Raw genomic sequence first — 23,117 nt, 5'->3', positions numbered from 1 at the left:
GGACCTCACACGAGCAACGGCCTTCTCCGATCTGGCGACAACAGGACCGTCGACGACGTTACGACCGGGGGACGGGCGACGGCAACCGAATTACGGGTGCTCCTCCAGGAGCTGCGCCAGGTCCTGGTCCCAGTCCAGGTACTGGTGCTCGCGCCCGCTCGGCACCAGGTGCTGCGAGCGCTCCAGGAAGCTCCGCAGCTCCGACGTGCGGATGTGGACCATGGCCACGCCCTCGGGAGCGTGGAACTCGACCACGGTGCGGTCGTATCCGTACGGCCGCACGCGCACGTCCCCGACGCCCGCCGGGCCGTCCACGCCCTGCGCGAGCAGCTCGCGCGCGAAGGCCCACGACACCTCGACGCCCTCCAGGGTCGCGGGCGGCGGGAAGGCCATGCTCACGGCGTACGGGTCCTCGCGGTCGTACCGCAGCGTGGCGGCGACGGACTCGGCCCGGGGCGCGGACGCGACCAGACGGGCCTGCACGGCCTGCTCGATGACGGTGGACATGGGCCAGCCTCCTGTCGCGCGGCTACGGGCCACGTTCTCCTGCGTCTCCCCGACACCAGGAGAGACGAACGAGGAGGCGCCGACGTGCACTGCGGGGGTACGTGAGCTGCGTCACCGCGCGCCGCGTCACCGCTCGGCGTCACCGCTCGGCGTCACCGCTCGGCGTCACCGCTCCGCTTCACCGCTCCTCCGCGCGGTCGAAGTCGCCGCCCGCGCAGGGTCCCGAGTGGTCGCAGTACGGCTGGTTGCCCGAGGCCCCGCAGCCGCACAGCACCGCCCGGGTCTCGTGCCGCTCGCCCTGGCCGGAGCGGACCAGCAGGTCGCCGCGCACCACCAGACGCCCGTCCGGCATGCGGCGGACGGTGGTGGGGGAGGCCGGCGGCTCGGCGGCGTCGTCCGCCAGGTGGTAGCGCAGCGCACCCGAGGGGCAGCGGCGGACCACCTCGGCGACCAGGTCCGGCGCCGCCTCGTCGGGCTGCACCCACGGGCGCTTCGACACGTCGAACACGCTCGGCAGACCGTGGACGCACTCGGCGGCGTGCAGACAGCGGCGCGGCTCGAAGGTGACGGTGATCCCCTCGCCGTCGTACTCCTTGAGCTTCGGCGCCTCGTCCGGGACGGGGTCGGTGGTGCGGTCCGTCATGCGACCCAGCCTAGGAAGGCGGCGGGCGGTGCGCACTCCGGCACTCTGGACGGGATCTTCGGGGTGGGCTAGCTTCCGGCGGCATGACGTCCATGGGGAAGACGAGCGAGACGCGAGAGACGAGCAGGACGCGACAGGTGGGGAGGCCTGGGCGGACGCGGAGGCCTGGGCGGCCGTGGGCGGCGGGACTCGCCGCGGGACTCGCGGGGGCGGCGCTCGCGACGGCCGTCACGGCGGCGCCGGCCGCGGCGGGGGAGCGCGTGCCCGGCGAGTGGCGGCTCACCGGGACCGGCACCGATGCCCGGTTCCGCGGGCTGGCGGCGGTAAGCAGGTCGGTGGCCTGGGCCGCCGGGTCGAAGGGGACGGTGCTGCGCACCACCGACGGCGGGAAGAGCTGGCGAAACGTCTCGCCGGCCGGCGCCGGGGAGCTGGAGTTCCGGGACGTGGAGGCCTTCGACGCCCGGCGCGCGGTGGTCCTCGCGATCGGCGAGGGCGAGGCCTCGCGGGTCTACCGCACCGAGGACGGCGGCGAGACCTGGACGGAGTCCTTCCGCAACACCGATCCGCGCGCCTTCTACGACTGCATGACCTTCTTCGACCGGCGGCACGGGCTCGCGATGAGCGACCCGGTGGACGGCAGGTTCCGCATCCTGTCGACCCGCGACGGCGGGCGGACCTGGGAGGTCCTGCCGGACGACGGCATGCCGGACGCGCTGCCCGGCGAGGCCGGCTTCGCGGCGAGCGGCCAGTGCCTGGTCTCGTCCGGGCCGAAGGACGTGTGGCTCGCGACCGGCGGCGGGGCCACCGGGCGGGTGCTGCACTCGGCGGACCGGGGGCTGACCTGGACCGCCACCGAGACCACCGTCCCGGCGGGCGAGGGCGCCAAGGGCGTGTTCGGGCTCGCCTTCCGCGACCGCCGGCACGGCATCGCGGTCGGCGGCGACTACCGCAAGGACCAGCCCTCGCCGCGGGCGGCCGCCGTCACGGGCGACGCGGGCCGCGCGTGGACCGCGTCCGCCACCCCGCCGCCCGCCTACCGCTCGGGCGTCGCCTGGCTCCCGCACACCAGGTCTGCGGCCCTCGCGGTCGGCCCCACCGGCACGGACCTCACCACCGACGGCGGCCGCACCTGGCGCACCGTCGACACCGGCTCGTACGACACGGTCGACTGCACCCTGGACGGCGCGTGCTGGGCCTCGGGCGAGAAGGGCCGCATCGCACGCGCCCTCCTCCACCGGCCCTGATCCGAAAGAAACGGCCTAGACGGGCAACTCGTCCCGGAACGGCGCGAGTCCGTCCACGGTCTTCGTGGCGTGGAACTCGACGATCCGGTACGCGCACACGCCCTCGATGCTGAACGGGTCGGTCGCCACGATCTCCTCGATCTCCGCGCGACCGACCCCGCCGGCCAGAATCACCCCGCCGTCCCGCGGCTCCTTCCGCCCGGACGCCAGAAACACCCCTTCGGCGTACCGCGCGTCCAGCCATGCGACGTGAGCACCGAGCAACGCGTCGACCCGCTCCAGCGGAGCGGTGTAACTCAACTCGAGTACGAACATGCCCGCCAGGCTACCGAGAGGCCGCCGCCGGGTTCGTCGTAGGGTGCCCCACCATGACGATCATCGAGGTTCCCGAGGGCTGGCCCGGCGACGAAAGGGCGGCGCTGGCCGTGCAGGAGGAGTTGCGGGGGCGGCTCGTGGTGGGGGAGGAGGGGCCCGGGGTCGGGGAGGGGAACGTGACCGGGGTCGACGTCGCCTATGACGACGAGCGGGACCTCGTCGCGGCGGCGGCCGTCGTGCTCGACGGGCGGAGCCTGGAGGTGGTGGAGGAGGCGACCGCCGTGGGGCGGGTGTCGTTTCCCTACGTGCCGGGGCTGCTGGCGTTCCGGGAGGTGCCGACCGTGCTCGCCGCGCTCGGGCGGCTCACCGCCGGGCCCGGGCTGCTGGTCTGCGACGGCTACGGGCTCGCGCACCCCCGCCGGTTCGGGCTCGCGAGTCATCTCGGGGTGCTCACGGGACTTCCGTCCATCGGCGTCGCCAAGAACCCGTTCACCTTCTCCTACGAGCAACCGGGCGAAGGACGGGGCGAGTTCAGCGACCTCCTCGCCGACGGCGAGACCGTCGGCCGCGCGCTGCGCACCCGCGCCGGCGTCAAGCCGGTCTTCGTCTCGGTCGGGCACCGCGTCTCGCTGGACCGGGCCTGCGCGCACACGCTGCACCTCAGTCCGCGCTACCGGCTTCCCGAGACCACCCGCCATGCCGACTCCCTGTGCCGCCGAGCCCTCCAGGAGGCGCTGAGCACGAGGCCCGAGTGATGCCTGGGACGAGTGAGTACCCGTACGGATATCGCCCCGTGACACTCGGGCGGCAGAGTGTGGGCATGACATCCCCCCGTTCCGCTCGCCCCAACCCCGCCGCCCCCATCGGCACCCTGCAGTGCGTGGTCCTCGACTGCCCCGACGTCATGGAACTCGCCAGGTTCTACCAGCGGTTGCTCGGCGGCGAGATCAACCGGCCCGACCCGCAGTGGGCGGTCGGCGACGCCTGGGCCACGCTGCACGGCGCCGGCGGCGCTCCCGTGCTCGCCTTCCAGGGCGTGGCCGACCACCGGCCGCCCGTATGGGGCTCGCCCGAGCAGCAGTTCCACATCGACGTGCGGGTCGCGGACCTCGACGAGGCCCACGAGGCGGTCGTCGCGCTCGGCGCCTGGCGCCTCGACACCGAGGGCGGCGACCGGGCCTGGCGGATCTACGCCGACCCGGCCGGCCACCCCTTCTGTCTCGTACGGCACTGAGCGGCGCGGCCGCTCAGCCCGAGTGCGCCACCCGGAAGCGCAGCCCGGCCGCCTCCAGCCGCTCCACCAGCGCGCCGCCCATCGCGACCGCCGTGGTCACCTGCCCGGAGGTCTTCGGCAGATCGTCGAACGCCAGGCACAGCGCCGACTCGGCGAGCATCTTCGCCGTCTCGTCGTAGCCGGGATCACCGCCCGACACCTCGGTGAAGACGCGCCGTCCGCCGCCCTCCCCCACGAAGCGGACCGAGAACCAGCTGCGCGCCCGCCGCTCCGCGCTCGGCCCCTGCCCCGGCTCGTAACGGCCCATCAGCCAGTTGCGGACGAAGGGCAGTTGGGCCGCGAGCGCACTCACGCCCACCACGGCGGAACCGCCGAGCGCCATCGGCAGGGTCTTCACCGAGGCGTAGTGGCGGTAGCGGAAGTCCGGCCCGTAACGCTCGAGGGCCCGCGCCGAGCGCGCCACCACCTGCGGGTCGAGGGTCGGCAGCGGCAGCGCCCAGGTGCCGGTCTCGCGGCTGAACCGCGGCCCGCCGAGCGGCGCCCGGGCCCGCCGGGTCACCAGCCGCGGCTCGTGCAGCCGCCGTTCGTGCGCGGCCCGCAGGATCTCCCGGCCGCGCCCGAACGCGGTGAGCGCCGAGGCGAAGGTGCCGCCGGAGAAGACCGCGCCGGCCCGCACGAAGCCGTCGATCCGCAGCGGGACCCCCTCCGGAAGCTGCCGCACCGTGTAGTAGACGCCCAGGTCGTGCGGGACCGAGTCGAAGCCGCAGGCGTGCACGAGCCGGGCGCCGGTCTCCCGGGCGCGGGCGTCGTACCGCACGTACATCCTGTCGACGAACTCCGCCTCCCCGGTCAGGTCCAGATAGTCGGTTCCGGCCTCCGCGCACGCGGCGACCAGCTCCTCCCCGTACCAGACGTACGGGCCGACGGTGCTGGCCACCACCCGGGCGGCGCCGGCGAGTTCGCGCAGCGACTCCGGGTCGGTCGAGTCGGCGACGAGCAGCGGAAGGCCGGCGCACCGCGGCCACCGCGCGGCGAGCCGGTCGCGCAGGGCGGTGAGCTTGCCGCGGCTGCGGCCGGCGAGGGCCCAGCGGCAGTCCTCCGGGGCGTGCTCGGCCAGGTACTCGGCGGTGAGTTCGCCCACGAATCCGGTCGCCCCGAAGAGGACCACGTCGTACGGCCGCGCGGCCGCCCCAGTCTCCATCCAGCCCAGCCCCTCCGATGTCGCCGCGCCACCCCCGGCGCGCATGTCGTCGGCGGACTCTAGCGGAAGACCGCGCGGGCCCCGCCGCCGGGAGCTTTCCGGCGCTCACCCGGCCCCGGTCGCCGTCCCCGCCGGTCACGCCGGGCTCGCGGCGCCCGGCCCTCCTCGTCCGGCCCGGCGGACGAGACACCCGCCGGGGGCTTGTGCCGAGTGGAACACGTTCCTAGCATCTTCGGTGTTACATCATCACTGTCACACTCGCGGTGCTGCCCACCGTCCGGTACTCCGCTGTCACCCACTCCGCTCACCCTGGGGACTCGATGACGACTCCGCGCCCGTCCCACGGCGGCCCGCTCTCCGGTGTCCGCGTGGTCGAACTCGCCGGCATCGGCCCCGGCCCCTTCGCCGCGATGCTGCTCGCCGACCTCGGCGCCGACGTCGTGCGCGTCGACCGGCCCGGCGGCCCGGGCCTCGGTGTCGACCCCGCGTACGACCTCACCAACCGCAACAAGCGCTCCGTCCTCGTCGACCTCAAGGCCGACGGCGGGCCGGACACCGTGCTCGACCTGGTCGAACGCGCCGACATCCTCGTCGAGGGCTACCGCCCCGGCGTCGCCGAACGCCTCGGCGTCGGCCCCGAGGCCTGCCTCGCCCGCAACCCGCGGCTCGTCTACGGCCGGATGACCGGCTGGGGCCAGGACGGACCGCTCGCCCCCACCGCCGGACACGACATCGCCTACCTGGCCCTCACCGGCACCCTCGGCATGATCGGCCCCGACCCGGACGGCCCGCCCGTCATTCCCGCCAACCTCGTCGGCGACTACGCGGGCGGCTCCCTCTACCTCGTCATCGGCGTCCTCGCCGCCCTCCAGCACGCCCGCGCCCACGGCGAGGGCCAGGTCGTCGACGCCGCCATCGTCGACGGCGCCGCCCACCTCGCCACCATGATCCACGGCATGCTCGCCGCCGGCGGCTGGCAGGACCGGCGCGGGGTCAACCTGCTCGACGGCGGCTGCCCCTTCTACGGGACCTACGAGACCGCCGACGGCGGGTACATGGCCGTCGGCGCGCTGGAACAGCAGTTCTACGACGAGTTCGTCCGGCTCCTCGGCATCGAGGAGAGCGCCCCGGCCCGCCGCGACCTCGCCCGCTGGCCCGAGCTGCGCGAGGCCGTCGCCGAGCGCTTCCGCACCCGTACGAGGGAGGAATGGACCGAGGTCTTCGCGGGCACCGACGCCTGCGTGGCCCCCGTGCTTTCGATGCGCGAGGCCCCCGGCCACCCACACCTCGCCGCCCGCGGCACCTTCGTCGAGCACGAAGGGCTCGTCCAGCCCGCGCCCGCCCCGCGGTTCTCCGCCACACCCGGCGCGGTCCGCACCGGGCCCGCGCTGCCGGGCGGCGACACCGCCGAGGTCGCCCGGGACTGGGCCGTACCCGCACTCGTACCCCCCGTATCCGACCCAGCCGCCAAGGAGCAGCAGGCATGAAGCGCCGGCTCTACACCGCCGACCACGAGGCCTTCCGCGAGACCGTCCGCACCTTCCTCGCCAAGGAGGTGCTGCCCCACTACGCGCAGTGGGAGAAGGACGGCATCGTCTCCCGCGAGGTCTGGCGGGCCGCAGGCCGGCAGGGCCTGCTCGGCCTCGCCGTCGACGAGGAGTACGGCGGCGGCGGAAACCCCGACTTCCGCTACAGCGCCGTCCTCGCCGAGGAGTTCACCCGGGCCGGCACGCCCGGCCTGGCCATCGGCCTGCACAACGACATCATCGGCCCCTACCTCACCTCGCTCGCCACCGAGGAACAGAAGCGCCGCTGGCTGCCCGGCTTCTGCAGCGGGGAGATCGTCACCGCCATCGCGATGACCGAGCCCGGCGCCGGCTCCGACCTCCAGGCCGTCCGCACCACCGCCGAGGACCACGGCGACCACTGGATCCTCAACGGCTCCAAGACCTTCATCTCCAACGGGATCCTCGCCGACCTGGTGATCGTCGTCGCCAGGACCACCCCGGAGGGCGGCGCCCACGGGCTCTCCCTGCTCGTCGTCGAACGCGGCATGGCCGGCTTCGAGCGCGGCCGCAACCTCGACAAGATCGGCCAGAAGTCCCAGGACACCGCCGAGCTCTTCTTCCACGACGTCCGCGTCCCCAAGGAGAACCTGCTCGGCGAGCTCAACGGGGCCTTCGTCCACCTGATGACCAACCTCGCCCAGGAACGGCTCGCCATCGCCGTCGCCGCCATCGCGGGCGCCGAGCACCTCCTGGAGCTCACCACCGCCTACGTCAAGGAGCGCGAGGCCTTCGGCCGCCCGCTGGCCAGGCTCCAGCACGTCCGCTTCGAGATCGCCGAGATGGCCACCGAGTGCGCCGTCACCCGTACCTTCCTCGACCGCTGCGTCGAGGAGCACACGGACCCCGACGGCGGCGGGCTCGACGCCGTGCACGCCTCCATGGCCAAGTGGTGGTCCACCGAGCTGCAGAAGCGGGTCGCCGACCGCTGCCTGCAATTGCACGGCGGATACGGCTACATGAGCGAATTCCCGGTCGCGCGGGCCTTCACCGACGGCCGGATCCAGACCATCTACGGCGGGACGACCGAGATCATGAAGGAGATCATCGGCCGTTCCCTGCTCGCCTGACCCGCAGCCCTTCGCCCGACCCGCACTCCCGGGCCCGACCCGCGACCAGCGGCCCGACCCGCAATCCCCAGCCCGACCCTCCGAGACTCGCCCGAAAGGCACCACCGTGACCACCGAAGCGTACGTCTACGACGCGATCCGCACCCCGCGCGGCCGCGGCAAGGCCAACGGCGCCCTGCACGGCACCAAGCCGATCGACCTCGTCGTCGGCCTCATCCACGAGATCCGCGCCCGCTTCCCCGGACTCGACCCGGCCGCCATCGACGACATCGTCCTCGGCGTCGTCGGCCCCGTCGGCGACCAGGGCTCCGACATCGCCCGGATCGCCGCCATCGCCGCCGGCCTGCCCGACACCGTCGCCGGCGTCCAGGAGAACCGCTTCTGCGCCTCCGGTCTCGAAGCCGTCAACCTGGCCGCCGCCAAGGTCCGCTCCGGCTGGGAGGACCTGGTCCTCGCCGGCGGCGTCGAGTCCATGTCCCGGGTACCGATGGCCTCCGACGGCGGCGCCTGGTTCGCCGACCCGATGACCAACATCGCCACCAACTTCGCCCCCCAGGGCATCGGCGCCGACCTCATCGCCACCATCGAGGGCTTCTCGCGCCGCGACGTCGACGAGTACGCCGCCCTCTCCCAGGAGCGCGCCGCCGCCGCCTGGAAGGACGGCCGCTTCGACCGCTCCGTCGTCCCCGTCAGGGACCGCGCCGGACTCACCGTCCTCGACCACGACGAGCACATGCGTCCCGGCACCACCGCCGACTCCCTCGCCCGGCTCAAGCCCTCCTTCGCCGACATCGGCGAACTCGGCGGCTTCGACGCGGTCGCGCTGCAGAAGTACCACTGGATCGAGGAGATCGACCACGTCCACCACGCCGGCAACTCCTCCGGCATCGTCGACGGCGCCTCCCTCGTCGCCATCGGCTCCCGGGAGGTCGGCGAGCGCCACGGCCTGACGCCCCGCGCCCGGATCGTCGCCGCCGCCGTCTCCGGCTCCGAGCCCACCATCATGCTCACCGGCCCGGCCCCCGCGACCCGCAAGGCGCTCGCCAAGGCCGGACTCACCATCGACGACATCGACCTGATCGAGATCAACGAGGCCTTCGCCGCCGTCGTCCTGCGCTTCGTCAAGGACATGGGCGTCTCCCTCGACAAGGTCAACGTCAACGGCGGCGCCATCGCGCTCGGCCACCCGCTCGGCGCCACCGGCGCGATGATCCTCGGCACCCTCGTCGACGAGCTGGAGCGCCAGGACAAGCGCTACGGCCTCGCGACCCTCTGCGTCGGCGGCGGCATGGGCATCGCCACGATCGTCGAGCGCGTCGAGCGCTTCTGACCGCCCGGTCCGAACCCTTCTTACGGAGAAGCATCAGCATGAGCGAGAGCACCACCATCCGCTGGGAGCAGGACGGGACCGGCGTCGTCACCCTCGTCCTCGACGACCCGAACCAGTCCGCCAACACCATGAACCAGGCCTTCAGGGCCTCGATCGTCGCGATCGCCGACCGCGCGGAGGCCGAGAAGGACTCCATCCGCGGCATCATCTACACCTCCGCGAAGAAGACCTTCTTCGCCGGCGGCGACCTCAAGGACATGATCCAGGCGGGCCCCGAGCACGCCCAGGACATCTTCGACGGCGCCATGGAGATGAAGAGGGCGCTGCGCCGCATCGAGACCCTCGGCAAGCCCGTCGTCGCCGCGATCAACGGCGCCGCCCTCGGCGGCGGTTACGAGATCGCCCTCGCCTCCCACCACCGCATCGCCCTCGACGCGCCCGGCTCCAAGATCGGCCTGCCCGAGGTCACCCTGGGCCTGCTCCCCGGCGGTGGCGGCGTCACCCGCACCGTACGCCTCATGGGCATCACCGACGCCCTGCTCAAGGTGCTGCTCCAGGGCACCCAGTACAACCCGCGGCGCGCCCTCGACAACGGCCTCGTGCACGAGCTGGCCGCGACGCCGGAGGAGATGCTCGCCAAGGCCCGCGCCTTCATCGACGCCCACCCCGAGTCCCGGCAGCCCTGGGACGAGCCCGGCCACAAGATCCCCGGCGGCACCCCGTCGAACCCCAAGTTCGCCGCCAACCTGCCGGCCTTCCCCGCCAACCTGCGCAAGCAGCTGAACGGCGCGCCCTACCCGGCCCCGCGCAACATCATGGCCGCGGCCGTCGAGGGCTCTCAGGTCGACTTCGAGACCGCGCTCACCATCGAGAGCCGCTACTTCACCGAGCTGGTCGTCGGCCAGACCGCGAAGAACATGATCCAGGCGTTCTTCTTCGACCTCCAGGCCGTCAACTCCGGCGCCAACCGCCCCCAGGGCGTCGAGCCCCGCAAGGTCCGCAGGGTCGCCGTGCTCGGCGCGGGCATGATGGGCGCCGGCATCGCGTACTCCTGCGCCCGCGCCGGCATCGAGGTGGTCCTCAAGGACGTCTCCGCCGAGGCGGCTGCCAAGGGCAAGGCGTACTCGGAGAAGCTGTGCGCCAAGGCGGTGTCGCGCGGCCGCACCACGCAGGAGAAGGCGGACGCCCTGCTCGCCCGCATCACGCCGACCGCCGACGTGGCGGACCTGGCGGGCTGCGACGCGGTCATCGAGGCGGTCTTCGAGGACACGGCGCTCAAGCACAAGGTCTTCCAGGAGATCCAGCACGTCGTCGAGCCCGACGCGCTGCTCTGCTCCAACACCTCCACCCTGCCCATCACCGACCTCGCCGAGGGCGTGGAGCGGCAGGCCGACTTCATCGGCCTGCACTTCTTCTCGCCCGTCGACAAGATGCCGCTCGTCGAGATCATCAAGGGCGAGCGCACCGGCGACGAGGCCCTGGCCCGCGCCTTCGACCTGGTCCGCCAGATCGACAAGACGCCGATCGTCGTCAACGACTCGCGCGGCTTCTTCACCTCCCGGGTGATCGGCCACTTCATCAACGAGGGCGTCGCCATGGTCGGCGAGGGCGTCGAGCCCGCCTCCGTCGAGCAGGCCGCAGCCCAGGCCGGCTACCCGGCGAAGGTGCTCTCCCTCATGGACGAGCTGACCCTCACCCTGCCCCGCAAGATCCGCAACGAGACGCGGAAGGCCGTCGAGGAGGCCGGCGGCACCTGGATCGCGCACCCCGGCGAGATCGTCATCGACCGCATGGTCGACGAGTTCGGCCGCCCCGGCCGCAGCGGCGGCGCCGGCTTCTACGAGTACGGCGAGGACGGGAAGCGCGGCAGGCTGTGGCCGGGCCTGCGCGAGCACTTCACCAAGCCCGAGGTCGAGATCCCGTTCCGCGACATGCAGGAGCGGATGCTGTTCGCGGAGGCGCTCGACACCGTCCGCCTCCTGGAGGAGGGCGTCCTGACCTCCGTCGCGGACGCCAACATCGGCTCCATCCTGGGCATCGGCTTCCCGGCGTGGACGGGCGGCGTGCTCCAGTACATCAACGGCTACGAGGGCGGCGTCGCCGGCTTCGTGGAGCGGGCGCGCGAGCTGGCGGCGACGTACGGCGAGCGGTTCAACCCGCCGGCCCTGCTGGTGGAGAAGGCGGAGCGGGGCGAGGTCTTCACGGACGCCTGAGCCGACGGCGGCGGACCGGACGCGTCCGTCGTCAGCGGCCGGCCGTCAGCGGCTCCTGAAGGCGGTCCTCAGCTCCTCGCTGAGCGACCGCTGGAAGGCCGTGACGAGGGCCTGGACCACCATCGGCTGCATGTGCGCCGAGAGCGACTTCATCGCCGACAGGTGGTCCGGGTCCGCGCCGCTCTCCCGGTAGGGGTTCCACACCTGCTCCTGGAACAGCCGGGCCAGCTCCTGCGCCGCGCTGCGGGCGTGCTCCAGGAGCACGGTCCGGGAGGCGAGGATCGTCTCGTGCTCGATGGGCACGTCGAGCAGCTCGACACCGAGCCGCAGCAGGGAGCCGTCGAGCCGGAACACGTCCGGGTCCGGCCCCTTGTCCAGCACGCCCATCGCCGCCAGCCGGTCCACGTCGCGGTCCGCGAGCGGACGCCCGGCCCGGCGCTCCAGCTCCGGCCGGGTGATCACCTCGGCGGACTCCGGCGCCCACGACGCCACCAGGGCCCGGTGGATCGCCAGGTCCTGGGCGCTCAGATCGGCCGGCAGCTGCTCCAGATAGCGCTCGATCGCGGCGAGCGTCATGCCCTGCCGCTGCAGCTCCTCGATCAGCGCGAGCCGTGACAGATGCGCCGGCCCGTAGTGTCCGACCCGGCGCGGTCCGATGACGGGCGGCGGCAGCAGCCCCCGCGTCCCGTAGAACCGCACCGTCCGCACGGTCACCCCGGCCCGGGCGGCCAGCTCGTCCACCGTGTAGGTCGGCGTGGCGGCCTGCTCGTCGCTCGCGTGCTCCATGGTTCAACAGTATTGCTGTCTCACCAGCTCTGTAAAAGCCATGGGGCGTTGTCAGTGGCGGCTCGTACGGTGGCTCCATGACCGTGATCGAGTACGTGCAGGGGGACGCCACCGCGCCGCGGGGTAAAGGCGTCAGGATCATCGCGCATGTCTGCAACGACCTGGGCGGCTGGGGCAAGGGCTTCGTGCTCGCCCTCTCGCGACGCTGGCCCGAGCCCGAGGCGGCCTTCCGCCGCTGGCACCGCGAGCGCGCGAGGAACGACTTCGGCCTCGGAGCGGCCCAGTTCGTCCAGGTCGAGCCGTACGTGTGGGTGGCCAACCTGGTGGGTCAGCGGGGGATCCGGACGGGGCGCAGCAGCGGCGTGCCGGTGCGGTACGAGGCGATCGACGCGGCCCTCGGGCTGCTCGCCGACCGGGCGGCGGAGCTCGGGGCCTCCGTGCACATGCCCCGGATCGGCTGCGGGCTCGCGGGCGGCAAGTGGTCGCGGGTCGAGCCGCTGATAGCCGAGCGGCTGACGGCACGGGGGATACCGGTCACGGTGTACGACTTCGAGGCCTAGGGCCTGCCCGGCCTCCGGCCGGACAGGCTCGCGGGCGTGGCCGGGGCACCGGACGGGACCCCGGGAGAAAGGGGCGCGTGACGGACGCTAGAGTCATGCGCCTGTTCGAATAGCGGCGTAAGGCAGGGGGAGGCGCATGCAGGCGCAACTCAGGGAGACGGCCACCGAGTTGGCCCGACTCCTGTGGCGGGAGCACACCGTGTACCGCGAGCGCGACGGCGGTGTGGTGATCCGGGGCGAGCACGTGCGGCGCTGGATCAGCCTGTCGCCGACCGGGGGCAAGGACCAGGCGCGTGTCCGGGCCGGCCGGATCCTCGACGGCGGGACGACCGCTCCCGCCCGGCTCGAGGCCGTGGTGGACCTGACCGCCGGCACCGGCGAGCTGGCCGCGGTCTGCCGCCGGTTGCTCGCGGAGACCGCGGCCGACGCCGCGCCGTCGACGGCCGGGGCGTCCCGTCCGGCGAGGAGGCCGAAGCCGGCGAAGGGCGGGCCGGCCCGCCCGGGCAAGGGGCGCCACACCGGCGTCGGCTCGTGGGTGATCCTGCTGTGCGTCGGAGGCGTCGTCGCCCTCTGGGCGTACAGCGTCTTCGGCGGCGCGTACTAGGACGGCGCGTACTAGGAGGCTGGTCGGCGGTCCGGGGGCCGGCGGGCCCCTGGACGTCGCCTACGCGTCCGCGCGCTTGCGTGACGGCGCCGTGGGGTCCGCACGATCCCACGGCGCCGTCCGTACATCGCCCTCCGGCGTCCGGCGGGGTCAGCCCGCCGAGTAGCCCGTCACCGGGTAGTGGTCGCTCAGGTTCGTGTACGTGTACGTGGTGCCCCAGCTGGACACGGTCCACGGCGCGGTCTGCTCCGGGATCACGTTGTTCGTCCAGCCCGCCGGGCGCGCGTTCCCGGCGCGGAACAGGACGTAGTCGAGGTCCTCGCGCGGGTCGTTCGGGTAGCGGTCGTGCGCGATCGAGTTGAGCGCCGTGTCGAAGGAGTACGGGTGACCGGTGCGGGCGTCCGCGCCGGCCAGGCCGGCGTCGGCCAGCATGGTGGCGTACTCCGGCGTCCGCGAGTCCACGTTCATGTCGCCCGCGACGATCACCTGCTCGTTCGCCGGGATGTTCTTCGCGTCGAGGAAGGCGTCGATGTTCTTGAACTGCCGGCTGCGCATCTGCGCCGCCTCGCCCGCCGAGCAGCCCGGATCGGTGGACTGGGCGTGGGTGCCGACCACGTGCACCTTGGTGCCGTTGACGTCGAGAACCGTGTAGACGAAGCCCTTGTTCGAGTACCAGTCGGCGCCGCAGGCGTCCTTGTAGACGTACTGCTCCTTGCGGACGATCGGCCACTTGCTGAGGACCGTCACACCGCCGTCCTCCGGGGTCGTGGAGGAGTAGGCGCCGCCGGTGGCGTCCCAGCCCGTCTTGGAGCGGCCCAGGACCGGGGTCTGGTACGGGTACTGGGCGGCCGCCTTGGCCTTGAGGGCATCGGAGGAGGAGTTGTCGAAGGCCTCCTGGAGCACGACCACGTCGTTGCCCTGGAAGAAGGAGGTCGTGGGGATCGTGGCGGCCCGGTGGTCCTGGCCCCAGTTCGGGTACAGCGTCTTGGAGAAGAGGAAGACGTTGTACGTCAGCACCTTCAGGTTCGGCGTCGCGGCGGTGGCCGCGGTGTCGGCGGCCGTGGCCGAGGGGGCGGCGAGCGCCAGGGTGGTGGCGGCGAGCGCGGCCGAGAGTGCGGCGCCGGACATGCGGCGGAGCGCGGTGGAACGCACGATGAACTCCCAAATGAGGGTGGGGGGTTGGACCGGGCGCCGCACATCAAATCAGTCGTGGTTACCTTCCGGTAGCCTTTGGGTGCCGCGAATCTTGCGCGGCTCGCACGAACACACCAACTCTCCGGCGCATCCCCGGTATCTGCCGGAATTGAGAGTTTTGCGACCAGGTAGGATGCGCGCATGACCCTCGCGCAGAACTCGCAGATCTTCCCCACCGACCTGGGACCGCTCAACCCCGTCTGGGCCGAGCTCATCCTCGGCGCCGTCCTCTTCGGCCTGACCTTCCTGATCCTGGCCAAGGGGATCCTGCCGAAGATCAAGCGCACGCTCACCGAGCGTGAGGACGCCATCGAAGGCGGCACCGAGCGCGCCGACGACCTGCGTGCCGAGGCCAGTGCCATCCGCGAGCAGTACGAGGCCGAGCTCGCCGAGGCCCGTCACGACGCCGCGCGCATCCGCGCCCAGGCCACCGAGGAGGGCTCCCAGGCCATCGCCGCCGCCCGCGCCGAGGGCATCGCCGAGCGCGACCGCATCCTCGCCTCCGGCCACGAGCAGATCGCCGTCGAGCGCGAGGCCGCCGAGCGCGAGCTCGCAGGTGACGTCGACGCCTGGGCCCGCTCCCTGGCCGGCCGCATCGTCGGTGAGCCGGTCGGCGCCGAGCGCGCCTGACGCACCACGCACCACCACGCACCACCGCAGGGGCCGCGCCCCGGGCCGTCCGAGACGCCCGGGCCGCGGCCCCGCGTCGTACCCACGCCAGGCGCGCCGCGGACCGGACGCCGCGCCGGCCCGGCGCCTTGCCCGCCACGCGGGACCCGGGCAGCCTGGGAGAACGAGAGGGACACCGCGTTGACGGACCACGACGACCACGTACCGCACGTAGGGCACGGGCAGGCACCGCACGGACCCGCGGCATCACGGACGCCCGCCGGGCCGGCGATGTCGCACGGGCCGGCGGCGTCGCACGCGCCCTCCGGACCGGAGGCCCGGCGGACGCCGGCGGAACACCGCACACCGGCGCCACAGCGCTCAGCAGCGGAGCACCGCTCACCGGCGGCTCCGCCCGTTCCGCGCCCCGAGCCGGCCCACGGCGGGGGATCCGCGTCCGCCGCCTCCGCCTCCGCGCCCCCCGCGTCCGCCGCCTCCGCCCGGGACGCCGCCGCGTCCGCCGCGGCACCCGGGCGCGCCGAAGCCTCCTCCGCGCGCCCGCAGAGCCCGGCGCGTTCGCGGGCCGTCCGCCCCGACCCCGTGCCGCCGCCCGTCGGCGGCGTGCTGTGGACCGTCGCCGGGGACGTCCGCGCCCTGCTCATGCTGCCCGCGGCCCTCACCATGCAGGTCGCCCACCCCGCCGTCGGCGCCGGCGTCGACGACCACTCCGTCTTCCGTACGGACCCGTGGGGCCGCGGCGAGCGCTCGCTGCGCTCCCTCCAGCTGTGGATCTACGGCGGCGAGCGGGCCGTCGAGGAGGGCCGCAGGCTGCGCGCGCTGCACAAGGAGATCCAGGGCACCGACGCCCGCGGCCGCCGCTACCACGCCCTCGACCCCGCCTACTACGCCTGGGTGCACGCCACCGGCTACCCCGTCTACCGCCACGGCCTGAGCTACCTCGCCCGCCCCCTCACCGAGGCGCAGGAACGGCAGCTCTACGCGGAGTGGCTCCAGGTCGGCCGCGTGCTCGGCATCCACGACCGCGACATGCCCCAGTCGATCGAGGAGTTCTGGCCGTACTACCGCCGGGTCCTCGACGAGGAACTGGAGGCCACCGCCGTCGTCCGCGAACTGATCGCCACCGACGCGCCCGTACCCGCCCCCGACCGCGGCCCGCTGCCCGTACGGCTCGCCCTCGCCGCCCTGTGGCCGCTGCTCCGCGGCCCCTTCCTGCGCGCACGGGCCTTCCTCACCGTCGGGCTCATGCCCCCGGAGGCCCGCGCCGCCATCGGCCTGGAATGGACCCCGGACCAGGAACGCCGGCTGCGCCGCCTCGCCCGCGTCGTACGGACCGTCGTGCCCGTGCTCCCCGAGCGCCTGCGCTACCTCCCGCTGGCCCGCGAGGCCCGCGCAAAGGCCCGCCGCGGGGAAGCTCAGCGGCCGGCCTGAGGCCGGTCCGTACGGCGGAAGGCCGCCCGGTACGCGCTCGGGCGGTGTCCCGTGTGGCGGGCGAACAGGGCGGCGAAGGTGCCGGGGTCCCGGTAGCCGACGGACGCGGCGACGGAGGCGACGGTGCGGTCGGTGGTCTCCAGGAGGTGGCGGGCCCGGCGGACCCGGGAGTCCTGCAGATGCGCCAGCGGGCTGCGCCCGGTCTCCTCGGCGAAGCGGCGCAGCAGCGTGCGGGTGCTGACCCGGAAGGCGTCCGCCAGCGCGGCGAGGTCGTACCGCTCGGCGAGGTTCTGGTCGAGCCGCCGCATGACCCGCTGGGAGAAGTCGCCGCCCGGCTGCGGAAGGAGCCGCGGGTCGACGTACGGGGTCTGGGAGCTCCTGGCGTCGTCGACGAGCGCCACCCGCGCGGTGGACCTCGCCACCCGGGCGCCGCTGTGCCGGCGGATCAGGTCCAGGGCGAAGTCGTACATGGCGGTGAAGGCGGCCGTGGTCGTCACGCCCGTGTCGGTGACCACCAGCTGCTCGGGCCGGACGTCGGCGCCCGGGCAGCGCCTGGCCAGCTCGTCGGCGTACAGCCAGGACGTGGTGGCCCGGCGCCGGTCGAGCAGTCCCGCCTCGGCGAGCAGGAACGCGCCGACGCAGAGGGACACGACGGCGGTGCCGGCGGCGGCCCGCGCGCGGATCTCCGCGGTCTCGGGGCGGAGCCGGGCGAGGCGCGCGTCGAGGTCCGTGCCCGGGGCCAGTTCGAAACCGGGCACGACGAGGACGTCGACCTCGCGCGGCGGACGCACGTCCAGGCTGGTTCCGCCCGAGGCGGTGACCCGGCGGCGGGGCGAGACGACCGAGACCTGATAGCCGGGCGCGTCCGGTCCGGCGACGTGCGCCGCCATGGTCAACAGGTCGGGGATGCCGAAGACCTCGGAGGCGAAGCAGCCCGGGTAGGCGAGGACGCCGACCCGCAGCGCACCCGGCCCGGAGCCCCGCCCCGCGCCTTCGTCGCGCTCTGCCCGCCGCGGCGCCTCCACCACCGTGCCCGCACCTCCGCACCTGTGTCGCCCACCGCGTACCCGCGTACCCGCGTGCCTCGTACCTGCGGCACCGCCCGTCGCGGCGTACGCCGCTCCCGCGTCCCGCGTACCCACGTACCCGCGGCACCGGCCCCTCCGAACCGTCCCGTCGTCGCGTGGCGAGATTACCCCCGGGCTCGGCGATCCAGCCCCTCACCGGACGGCTGCTCCGCGGGCACGCTGTCCCCATGACCGACGATCCGATCAGCGACTTCACCCGCCGGAGCATGGCCGTGGGCGGGGTGGCGAAGAGGGTGTACGTGGCCGGGGCCGGGCCCGCGGTCGTGCTGCTGCCCGAGATGCCCGGCATCAGCCCCGACGTCCTGCGGCTCGCGCGCTGGGTGCGGGACGCGGGCTTCACCGTCCACGTGCCGTCCCTGTTCGGGACGGACGGCGCCTGCCCCACGGTCGAGGGCGGCCGCGAGGTCGTCCGTCGCGCCTGTGTCAGCGCCGAGTTCCGCGCCTTCGCCGGAGGCGGCACCAGTCCCGTGACGGTGTGGCTGCGCGGCCTGGCGCGCCAGGCCCACGCCGCGTGCGGCGGACCCGGAGTGGGGGCGATCGGCCTGTGCTTCACCGGCAACTTCGCCCTCACCATGGCCCTGGAGCCCGCGGTGATCGCTCCGGTGGTCAACCACCCGTCGCTGCCGCTCGACGACCCGGGCGGGCTCGAACTCGACGCCGCCGACGCGCGCGCCGTACGCGACCGGCTCGCCCGTGACGGGCTCACCGTGCTCGCCTACCGCTTCGAGGGCGACCGCTGGTGCACGGGGCAGCGGTTCGCCGCCTACCGCGCGCTGCTCGGCGACTCCTTCGACGGACGCGTCCTCCCGGACGCCGCCGCCAACCCGGCCCCGCCGCCCTTCTTCGCCGAGCTGGTCGGGACGCCGCACAGCGTCGTCACCGCCCATCTCGTCGACGAGGCGGGCCACCCCACGGTCCGGGCGCGCGACGAGATCCTCGCCTTCCTCGCCGAACGCCTCCGCCCCGCAACCCGTCTGACGAGGCATCAGGCTCCGGAGCCCAGGGCCGCCAGCGACGCCAGGTAGTCGTCGACGAGCTCGGTCTGGCGCTCGGGCGGGAAGTCCGGCGGGCTGAGCAGCGCCTGGACCACCAGTCCGAGGGCGAAGGACTGCGCGCCGGCCGCCAGGCGGCCGGGATCGCCCGGAGGGAGTTCGCCCCGCTCCTGCGCCGTCGCGATCAGCTCGGCGAGGCGCGCCCGGCCGCGGGCGTACCGGGCGGCGTGGTCCTCGCTCAGCCGCGGGTCCGCGAGCGCGGTGTCCCAGGACGAGACCCAGATCCGGTTGCTCGCGGTGGCCTCGGGCGTCAGCGGCAGGATGTCCAGGAGCGCGGCCCGTACGGCGGCGAGACCCGGCCCTCCGGCGCGGCGGGGGCGGTCGGTGGTGCGCTCGTCGAGCAGGTCGAGGGCGTGCCGGACCAGGTCGCGTTTGGCCGGAAAGTAGTGGGTCAGCAGACCGGTGGTGGCACCCAGCTCGGCGGCGACGGCGCGCATCGTGAGCCCGCCGAAGCCCTGGGCGGCGAGCACCCGCCAGACGGCCTCCGAGACCTCACGGCGGCGGGCCTCGTGGTCGCCCTTGGTTCGTGCCATGCTGCTACGGTAATGGCCATAACGCTTGTTGTGTGAATGGGGTCCTCATGTTCGCCCTCCCCTTGCGGGACAACGCCGAGCTCCGTCCGCTGGAGACCTGGCACGCCGAGGAGTTCGCCGCCCACCTGGACCGGGCGCGCGAGCACATCCGGCCGTGGGTCGGGCAGGCCTTCGTCACCGACGACGTCGAAGGCGCCCGGGGCACCCTCGTCCGCTACGGCGAGCGACGGGCGGCCGACGGCGGCCGTCTCTACGGCATCTGGCTCGACGGCACCCTGATCGGCGGCGTGATGTTCACGGCCTTCGACGCCGCCGGCGGCAGCTGCGAGCTGGGCTGCTGGCTCGAACCCGCGGGCGAGGGCCACGGCCTGGTCACCCAGGCCTGTGCCCTACTGCTCGACTGGGCCCTCGTCGAGCGCGGGCTGCACCGTGCCGAGTGGCACTGCCGGGCCGACAACGCCCGCAGCTCCGCTGTGGCCGAGCGCCTCGGCATGACGCTGGAGGGCACCCGGCGCGAGTCCTGGCCCTACGGCGGCGCCCGCCACGACAAGCAGCTGTGGGGCATCCTCGCCCGTGAGTGGCGAGCCCGCCGCACCTGAGCGCCGAGACCGCGACACAGCCACCCGAACCGCCCCCCACCCCTTGCGCCCACGGCGCGACCAGCGCCGGAGGCGCCTCCTGGGCACCCCGCGCCCCCGCCCCGCACGCCGCACGCCGCACCCCGCACGCCACACGACGAAAGGCGCCCCCGTCCCGCCCGACCGCGGGACGAAGGCGCCGGTCCGTGCGCGCCACCGGGCGCCGGTCACGCGTCCCTGCGCGCCCGGCGCGCGTCAGTGCGCGTCGTGTTCGTGGATCGTGTTCGTCTCCGCGATCTTCTTCCACGACTTCGGCTGCACCGGCTTCACGGCCTTCGCGCCGGGCGCCGTACGGGCGGAGGGCGCCGCCGCCGGAGCCGCCGCGAGGCCGGCCTCCGCCGCCGTCGGCGCCGAGGGCTTCACCGGCTGGTAGAGCCAGGTGTCGAAGAGTCCGGCGAGCGGCTTGCCCGAGACCCGCTCCGCGTACTTCACGAAGTCGGACACGTGCGCGTTGCCGTACGCGTGCTCCTGCGGCCAGCCCTTGAGGATCGCGAAGAAGTCCTCGTCACCGATCTCGTTGCGCAGCGCCTGCAGCGCCAGCGCGCCCCGGTCGTACACGGCGATGTGGAACTGGTCGTCGGCGCCCGGGTCGCCCGGCTTCACGGTCCAGAACGGGTCGTCCGCCGCCCGCGTCTGATACACGTAGTCGGCGAGCTCCTGGGCCGTTCCCTCGCCCTCCTTCTCCGCCCACAGCCACTGGCTGTAGCGGGCGAAGCCCTCGTTGACCCAGATGTCCTTCCAGTCGGCGACCGACACGCTGTCGCCGTACCACTGGTGGGCCAGCTCGTGCACCACGACCGAGACGTTCGCGCCGTTGGCGAACTGCCGCGGGCTGTAGAACGGCCGGGTCTGCGTCTCCAGGGCGTAGCCGCTGGTCACGTTCGGGACGTAGCCGCCGAGGGAGTTGAAGGGGTACGGGCCGAAGACCGACTCCAGCCACTCCGCGACCTCGGTGGTCCGCTCGATCGAGGCACGGGCCGAGCCCGCGTTGTCGCCGAGGTCCTTGCTGTAGGCGTTGAGGACCGGAAGGCCGTTCGCGGTCTTGTCCGTCGTGATGTCGAACTTGCCCACCGCGAGCGTGGCGAGATACGTCGCCTGCGGCTTGTTGGAGCGCCAGTTGTAGCGCGTCCAGCCCAGCCGGGAGGACTGCGACTGCAGGACGCCGTTGCTGATCGCCTGCGTGCCGTCCGGCACCGAGACGGACACGTCGAAGGTGGCCTTGTCCAGCGGGTGGTCGTTGGAGGGGAACCACCAGACGGCCGAATCCGGCTCCTGCGCCGCCACGCCGCCGTCGGGAGTGCGGTGCCAGGCGGTCCAGCCGCCGATCTTCAGCTCCGACGGCTTGCCCGCGTAACGCACGACGATCGAGACCGGCTTGTTCTTCTCGAGCGGGACGGCCGGGGTGACCTCCAGCTCGTGGTCGCCGGACGTGGCGAACCTCGCGACGCGGCCGTTCACCCGTACCTCGCTGACCTTGAGGCCCAGGTCGAGGTTGAAGCGGGAGAGGTTCTGCTTGGTGGTGGCGAGGATCGTCGCCGTGCCCTCCAGCAGGTCCGTCGCGGGCTGGTACTTCAGCCGCAGGTCGTAGTGGGAGACGTCGTAACCGCCGTTGCCGCTGGCGGGATAGTAGGAGTCGCCGATGCCCGGCGCGCCCGGGACGAAGTCGGCCGCCGATGCCGGGATCGCCAGCAGCAGGGAGGCCGCGAGGGCGCTCGGGACGATGATTCTGCGGTGCACAGGTGCTCCCCAAGTCATAAGAAACGTAAGACGCACGGGTGGTCGTCGGTCCTTAGTGCGACACTATTCAGGCCCCCGACGGCCCGTCACGTCCAGAGCACCGCCCGTCACATGATCGCCATTCGGCCGACATGAACCGCCCGTACCGCTTGTCCGTGACGGCACTCTTTTGCGCGGGAGTCGACAGGGGTACGTTCCGCCCCATGCCGATGACGACCCGCACCCTCCGCACCCCCCGGCGCGCGCTCCTGGTCACGGCGGGCGTCGCCGCCCTCGGTCTGCCGCTGCTCGCCGCGCCCACCGAGGCGGCCGGCAGCGCGCTCCCGCCGCCCGCGCCGCGCACCGGCTTCGAGGAGAGCGGCGGCGCCCGGTGGACCGGCGAGGACGAGGAGGCGGCCTTCCTCACCGCCGTCGACCGGGCGAGTGACCGCCTGTCCGTCCGCACGATCGGCAGCACCGCGCAGGGCCGGCCGCTGCGGCTCGCCACCCTCGGCACCGGCCCGACGACCGTGCTCCTCATCTGCACCCAGCACGGCGACGAGCCCTCGGGCCGGGAGGCCTGCCTGAGCACCCTGCGCGACCTCGCGTACGACCGCGGCCAGGAGACCCGCCGCCTCCTGGCCCGCACCACCCTGCTCGTGGTGCCCACCGCCAACCCCGACGGCCGCGCGGCGAACACCCGGGGCAACAGCGACGGGGTCGACATCAACCGCGACCACCTCGCCCTGCGCACCGCCGAGGCACGGGCGCTCGCTGCCGTGATCCGCGACCGGCGTCCCGAACTCGTCTACGACCTCCACGAGTACGGCGCCACCCCGCCGTACTACGACAAGGAGCTGCTCGCCCTCTGGCCGCGCAACCTCAACACCGACCCGGCCGTCCACGAGGAGTCCCACACCCTCTCCGAGTCGTACGTGCGCCCGGCCGCGGCACTCGCGGGCTTCAGCACCGGCATCTACGGCATCTGGACCGACCCCTTCACCGGCAAGCCGGTCAAGCAGGTCGCCGGGGACGGCCAGGAGCGCATCCTGCGCAACACCGCGGGCGTCAAGCACGCCGTCGGCCTCCTCGTCGAGACCCGCGAGGACGCCCTCGGCCCGGCCGAGCAGGACGACCCGGCCCTCAGCCACCGCCGCCGCGTCGCCACCCAACGGGCCGCCCTCAAGGGCGCGTTCGCCTACCTCGACGAACACCGGGGCCGGCTGGCGGCCGCCACCGCGCACGCCCGCGTGACCGGCTTCGCCGACCGCGGTCCGGTCCTCCTCGGCGGCGCCGACAACGACCCGGCCGAACCCGCCGAGATCCTCCAGGACCCGCCGTGCGCCTACCGGCTGACGGAGGTTCAGTACGCGCAGGTGGGCGACGAGCTGGAGCTGCACGGAGTCGTCGTGCGTGCCGCGGACGGCGGTGGCGTCCTCGTCCCGCTGCGGCAGTCGCAGCGCGCCCTCGTGCCGCTGCTGCTCGACCCGCGCGCCGCGTACGGACTCACTCGCGGAGAGCCTGTGGAGAGGTGTTGAGGAGCTGGTGAGCGCCGTCGGTGACGGC

The 23,117-nt window shown here is 73.6% G+C and carries 23 protein-coding genes; 14 read left to right on the top strand and 9 right to left on the bottom strand.

Annotated elements, in window-relative coordinates:
* Window positions 1-90 precede the first annotated feature (90 nt).
* The gene (locus ACFWJO_RS00905) at window positions 91-507 is read right to left on the bottom strand and encodes an SsgA family sporulation/cell division regulator (RefSeq protein WP_384412373.1); all 417 of its coding nucleotides are present in this window, start codon (window positions 505-507) and stop codon (window positions 91-93) included.
* 178 nt (window positions 508-685) lie between these two features.
* Entirely contained in the window at window positions 686-1,150 is a 465-nt protein-coding gene (locus tag ACFWJO_RS00900; protein ID WP_386862692.1) for a (4Fe-4S)-binding protein, read from the bottom strand.
* A gap of 92 nt (window positions 1,151-1,242) precedes the next feature.
* On the opposite strand from ACFWJO_RS00900, the gene ACFWJO_RS00895 reads away from it, so the two are divergent.
* Window positions 1,243-2,394: a WD40/YVTN/BNR-like repeat-containing protein gene (locus ACFWJO_RS00895; RefSeq protein ID WP_386862839.1), complete on the top strand. Its 1,152-nt coding sequence runs from the start codon at window positions 1,243-1,245 to the stop codon at window positions 2,392-2,394.
* 15 nt (window positions 2,395-2,409) lie between these two features.
* Here the strand turns inward: ACFWJO_RS00895 and ACFWJO_RS00890 are convergent, their stop codons facing one another.
* Complete coding sequence (locus tag ACFWJO_RS00890; protein WP_386862691.1) at window positions 2,410-2,709, bottom strand: YciI family protein; 300 nt, start codon at window positions 2,707-2,709, stop codon at window positions 2,410-2,412.
* 53 nt (window positions 2,710-2,762) lie between these two features.
* Here ACFWJO_RS00890 and ACFWJO_RS00885 point away from each other — a divergent pair, with 53 nt between their 5' ends.
* Both ACFWJO_RS00885 and ACFWJO_RS00880 read left to right on the top strand, forming a co-directional pair.
* The gene (locus tag ACFWJO_RS00885; RefSeq protein ID WP_386862690.1) at window positions 2,763-3,464 is read left to right on the top strand and encodes an endonuclease V; all 702 of its coding nucleotides are present in this window, start codon (window positions 2,763-2,765) and stop codon (window positions 3,462-3,464) included.
* A gap of 65 nt (window positions 3,465-3,529) precedes the next feature.
* Window positions 3,530-3,943 (top strand): VOC family protein, encoded by a 414-nt coding sequence (locus ACFWJO_RS00880; RefSeq protein ID WP_386862689.1) that lies wholly within the window; start codon window positions 3,530-3,532, stop codon window positions 3,941-3,943.
* A gap of 13 nt (window positions 3,944-3,956) precedes the next feature.
* On the opposite strand, the gene ACFWJO_RS00875 is transcribed toward ACFWJO_RS00880, so the two are convergent.
* Window positions 3,957-5,144 carry a saccharopine dehydrogenase family protein gene (locus ACFWJO_RS00875; protein ID WP_386862688.1) on the bottom strand — a complete coding sequence of 396 codons (1,188 nt, stop codon included), beginning with the start codon at window positions 5,142-5,144 and terminating at the stop codon, window positions 3,957-3,959.
* Between the two features lie 320 nt (window positions 5,145-5,464).
* On the opposite strand from ACFWJO_RS00875, the gene ACFWJO_RS00870 reads away from it, so the two are divergent.
* The 4 genes from ACFWJO_RS00870 (at window position 5,465) to ACFWJO_RS00855 (ending at window position 11,322) form a co-directional block, all read left to right on the top strand.
* Window positions 5,465-6,631 (top strand): CaiB/BaiF CoA transferase family protein, encoded by a 1,167-nt coding sequence (locus tag ACFWJO_RS00870; protein WP_386862687.1) that lies wholly within the window; start codon window positions 5,465-5,467, stop codon window positions 6,629-6,631.
* On the top strand, window positions 6,628-7,779 hold the full coding sequence (locus ACFWJO_RS00865) for an acyl-CoA dehydrogenase family protein (protein WP_386862686.1): 1,152 nt from the start codon (window positions 6,628-6,630) through the stop codon (window positions 7,777-7,779). The genes ACFWJO_RS00870 and ACFWJO_RS00865 overlap by 4 nt, the downstream gene beginning before the upstream one ends.
* Window positions 7,780-7,885: 106 nt before the next feature.
* On the top strand, window positions 7,886-9,109 hold the full coding sequence (locus ACFWJO_RS00860; protein ID WP_385692578.1) for an acetyl-CoA C-acetyltransferase: 1,224 nt from the start codon (window positions 7,886-7,888) through the stop codon (window positions 9,107-9,109).
* A gap of 38 nt (window positions 9,110-9,147) precedes the next feature.
* The gene (locus ACFWJO_RS00855; RefSeq protein ID WP_386862685.1) at window positions 9,148-11,322 is read left to right on the top strand and encodes a 3-hydroxyacyl-CoA dehydrogenase NAD-binding domain-containing protein; all 2,175 of its coding nucleotides are present in this window, start codon (window positions 9,148-9,150) and stop codon (window positions 11,320-11,322) included.
* A gap of 45 nt (window positions 11,323-11,367) precedes the next feature.
* On the opposite strand, the gene ACFWJO_RS00850 is transcribed toward ACFWJO_RS00855, so the two are convergent.
* Window positions 11,368-12,108, bottom strand: coding sequence for a MerR family transcriptional regulator (locus tag ACFWJO_RS00850; protein ID WP_386862684.1), 741 nt, complete (start codon window positions 12,106-12,108; stop codon window positions 11,368-11,370).
* Between the two features lie 77 nt (window positions 12,109-12,185).
* Between ACFWJO_RS00850 and ACFWJO_RS00845 the strand changes: the two genes are divergently transcribed.
* Both ACFWJO_RS00845 and ACFWJO_RS00840 read left to right on the top strand, forming a co-directional pair.
* On the top strand, window positions 12,186-12,668 hold the full coding sequence (locus tag ACFWJO_RS00845; RefSeq protein WP_386862683.1) for a macro domain-containing protein: 483 nt from the start codon (window positions 12,186-12,188) through the stop codon (window positions 12,666-12,668).
* A gap of 136 nt (window positions 12,669-12,804) precedes the next feature.
* Window positions 12,805-13,272, top strand: a complete 468-nt coding sequence (locus ACFWJO_RS00840; protein ID WP_386862682.1) for a hypothetical protein — start codon at window positions 12,805-12,807, stop codon at window positions 13,270-13,272.
* A gap of 150 nt (window positions 13,273-13,422) precedes the next feature.
* Here ACFWJO_RS00840 and sph read toward each other — a convergent pair whose 3' ends face one another.
* Window positions 13,423-14,400: a sphingomyelin phosphodiesterase gene (gene sph / locus ACFWJO_RS00835; protein ID WP_386862838.1), complete on the bottom strand. Its 978-nt coding sequence runs from the start codon at window positions 14,398-14,400 to the stop codon at window positions 13,423-13,425.
* Between the two features lie 207 nt (window positions 14,401-14,607).
* Between sph and ACFWJO_RS00830 the strand changes: the two genes are divergently transcribed.
* Window positions 14,608-15,096, top strand: a complete 489-nt coding sequence (locus ACFWJO_RS00830) for a hypothetical protein (RefSeq protein ID WP_386862681.1) — start codon at window positions 14,608-14,610, stop codon at window positions 15,094-15,096.
* A 579-nt stretch (window positions 15,097-15,675) separates the two neighbouring features.
* Window positions 15,676-16,524 (top strand): oxygenase MpaB family protein, encoded by an 849-nt coding sequence (locus tag ACFWJO_RS00825; protein WP_386862680.1) that lies wholly within the window; start codon window positions 15,676-15,678, stop codon window positions 16,522-16,524.
* Here ACFWJO_RS00825 and ACFWJO_RS00820 read toward each other — a convergent pair.
* Complete coding sequence (locus tag ACFWJO_RS00820; protein ID WP_386862679.1) at window positions 16,509-17,552, bottom strand: GlxA family transcriptional regulator; 1,044 nt, start codon at window positions 17,550-17,552, stop codon at window positions 16,509-16,511. The genes ACFWJO_RS00825 and ACFWJO_RS00820 overlap by 16 nt on opposite strands.
* 227 nt (window positions 17,553-17,779) lie before the next feature.
* On the opposite strand from ACFWJO_RS00820, the gene ACFWJO_RS00815 reads away from it, so the two are divergent.
* Window positions 17,780-18,637 carry a dienelactone hydrolase family protein gene (locus tag ACFWJO_RS00815; RefSeq protein ID WP_386862678.1) on the top strand — a complete coding sequence of 286 codons (858 nt, stop codon included), beginning with the start codon at window positions 17,780-17,782 and terminating at the stop codon, window positions 18,635-18,637.
* Here ACFWJO_RS00815 and ACFWJO_RS00810 read toward each other — a convergent pair.
* Window positions 18,598-19,197: a TetR/AcrR family transcriptional regulator gene (locus tag ACFWJO_RS00810; protein WP_386862677.1), complete on the bottom strand. Its 600-nt coding sequence runs from the start codon at window positions 19,195-19,197 to the stop codon at window positions 18,598-18,600. The two genes, ACFWJO_RS00815 and ACFWJO_RS00810, sit on opposite strands and share 40 nt — an antisense overlap.
* A gap of 47 nt (window positions 19,198-19,244) precedes the next feature.
* Here ACFWJO_RS00810 and ACFWJO_RS00805 point away from each other — a divergent pair, with 47 nt between their 5' ends.
* Window positions 19,245-19,796 carry a GNAT family N-acetyltransferase gene (locus ACFWJO_RS00805; protein WP_386862676.1) on the top strand — a complete coding sequence of 184 codons (552 nt, stop codon included), beginning with the start codon at window positions 19,245-19,247 and terminating at the stop codon, window positions 19,794-19,796.
* A 234-nt stretch (window positions 19,797-20,030) separates the two neighbouring features.
* Here the strand turns inward: ACFWJO_RS00805 and ACFWJO_RS00800 are convergent, their stop codons facing one another.
* A complete protein-coding gene (locus ACFWJO_RS00800) occupies window positions 20,031-21,572 on the bottom strand; it encodes a M1 family metallopeptidase (protein ID WP_386862675.1) in 1,542 nt (513 codons plus the stop codon).
* 203 nt (window positions 21,573-21,775) lie between these two features.
* Between ACFWJO_RS00800 and ACFWJO_RS00795 the strand changes: the two genes are divergently transcribed.
* Entirely contained in the window at window positions 21,776-23,089 is a 1,314-nt protein-coding gene (locus ACFWJO_RS00795; protein WP_386862674.1) for a M14 family metallocarboxypeptidase, read from the top strand.
* The last annotated feature ends 28 nt before the right edge of the window (window positions 23,090-23,117 follow it).

The sequence above is a fragment of the Streptomyces sp. NPDC127092 genome (assembly GCF_042722475.1).
Lineage (GTDB): Bacteria > Actinomycetota > Actinomycetes > Streptomycetales > Streptomycetaceae > Streptomyces.
This window is presented reverse-complemented; position numbering and strand designations above follow the sequence as displayed.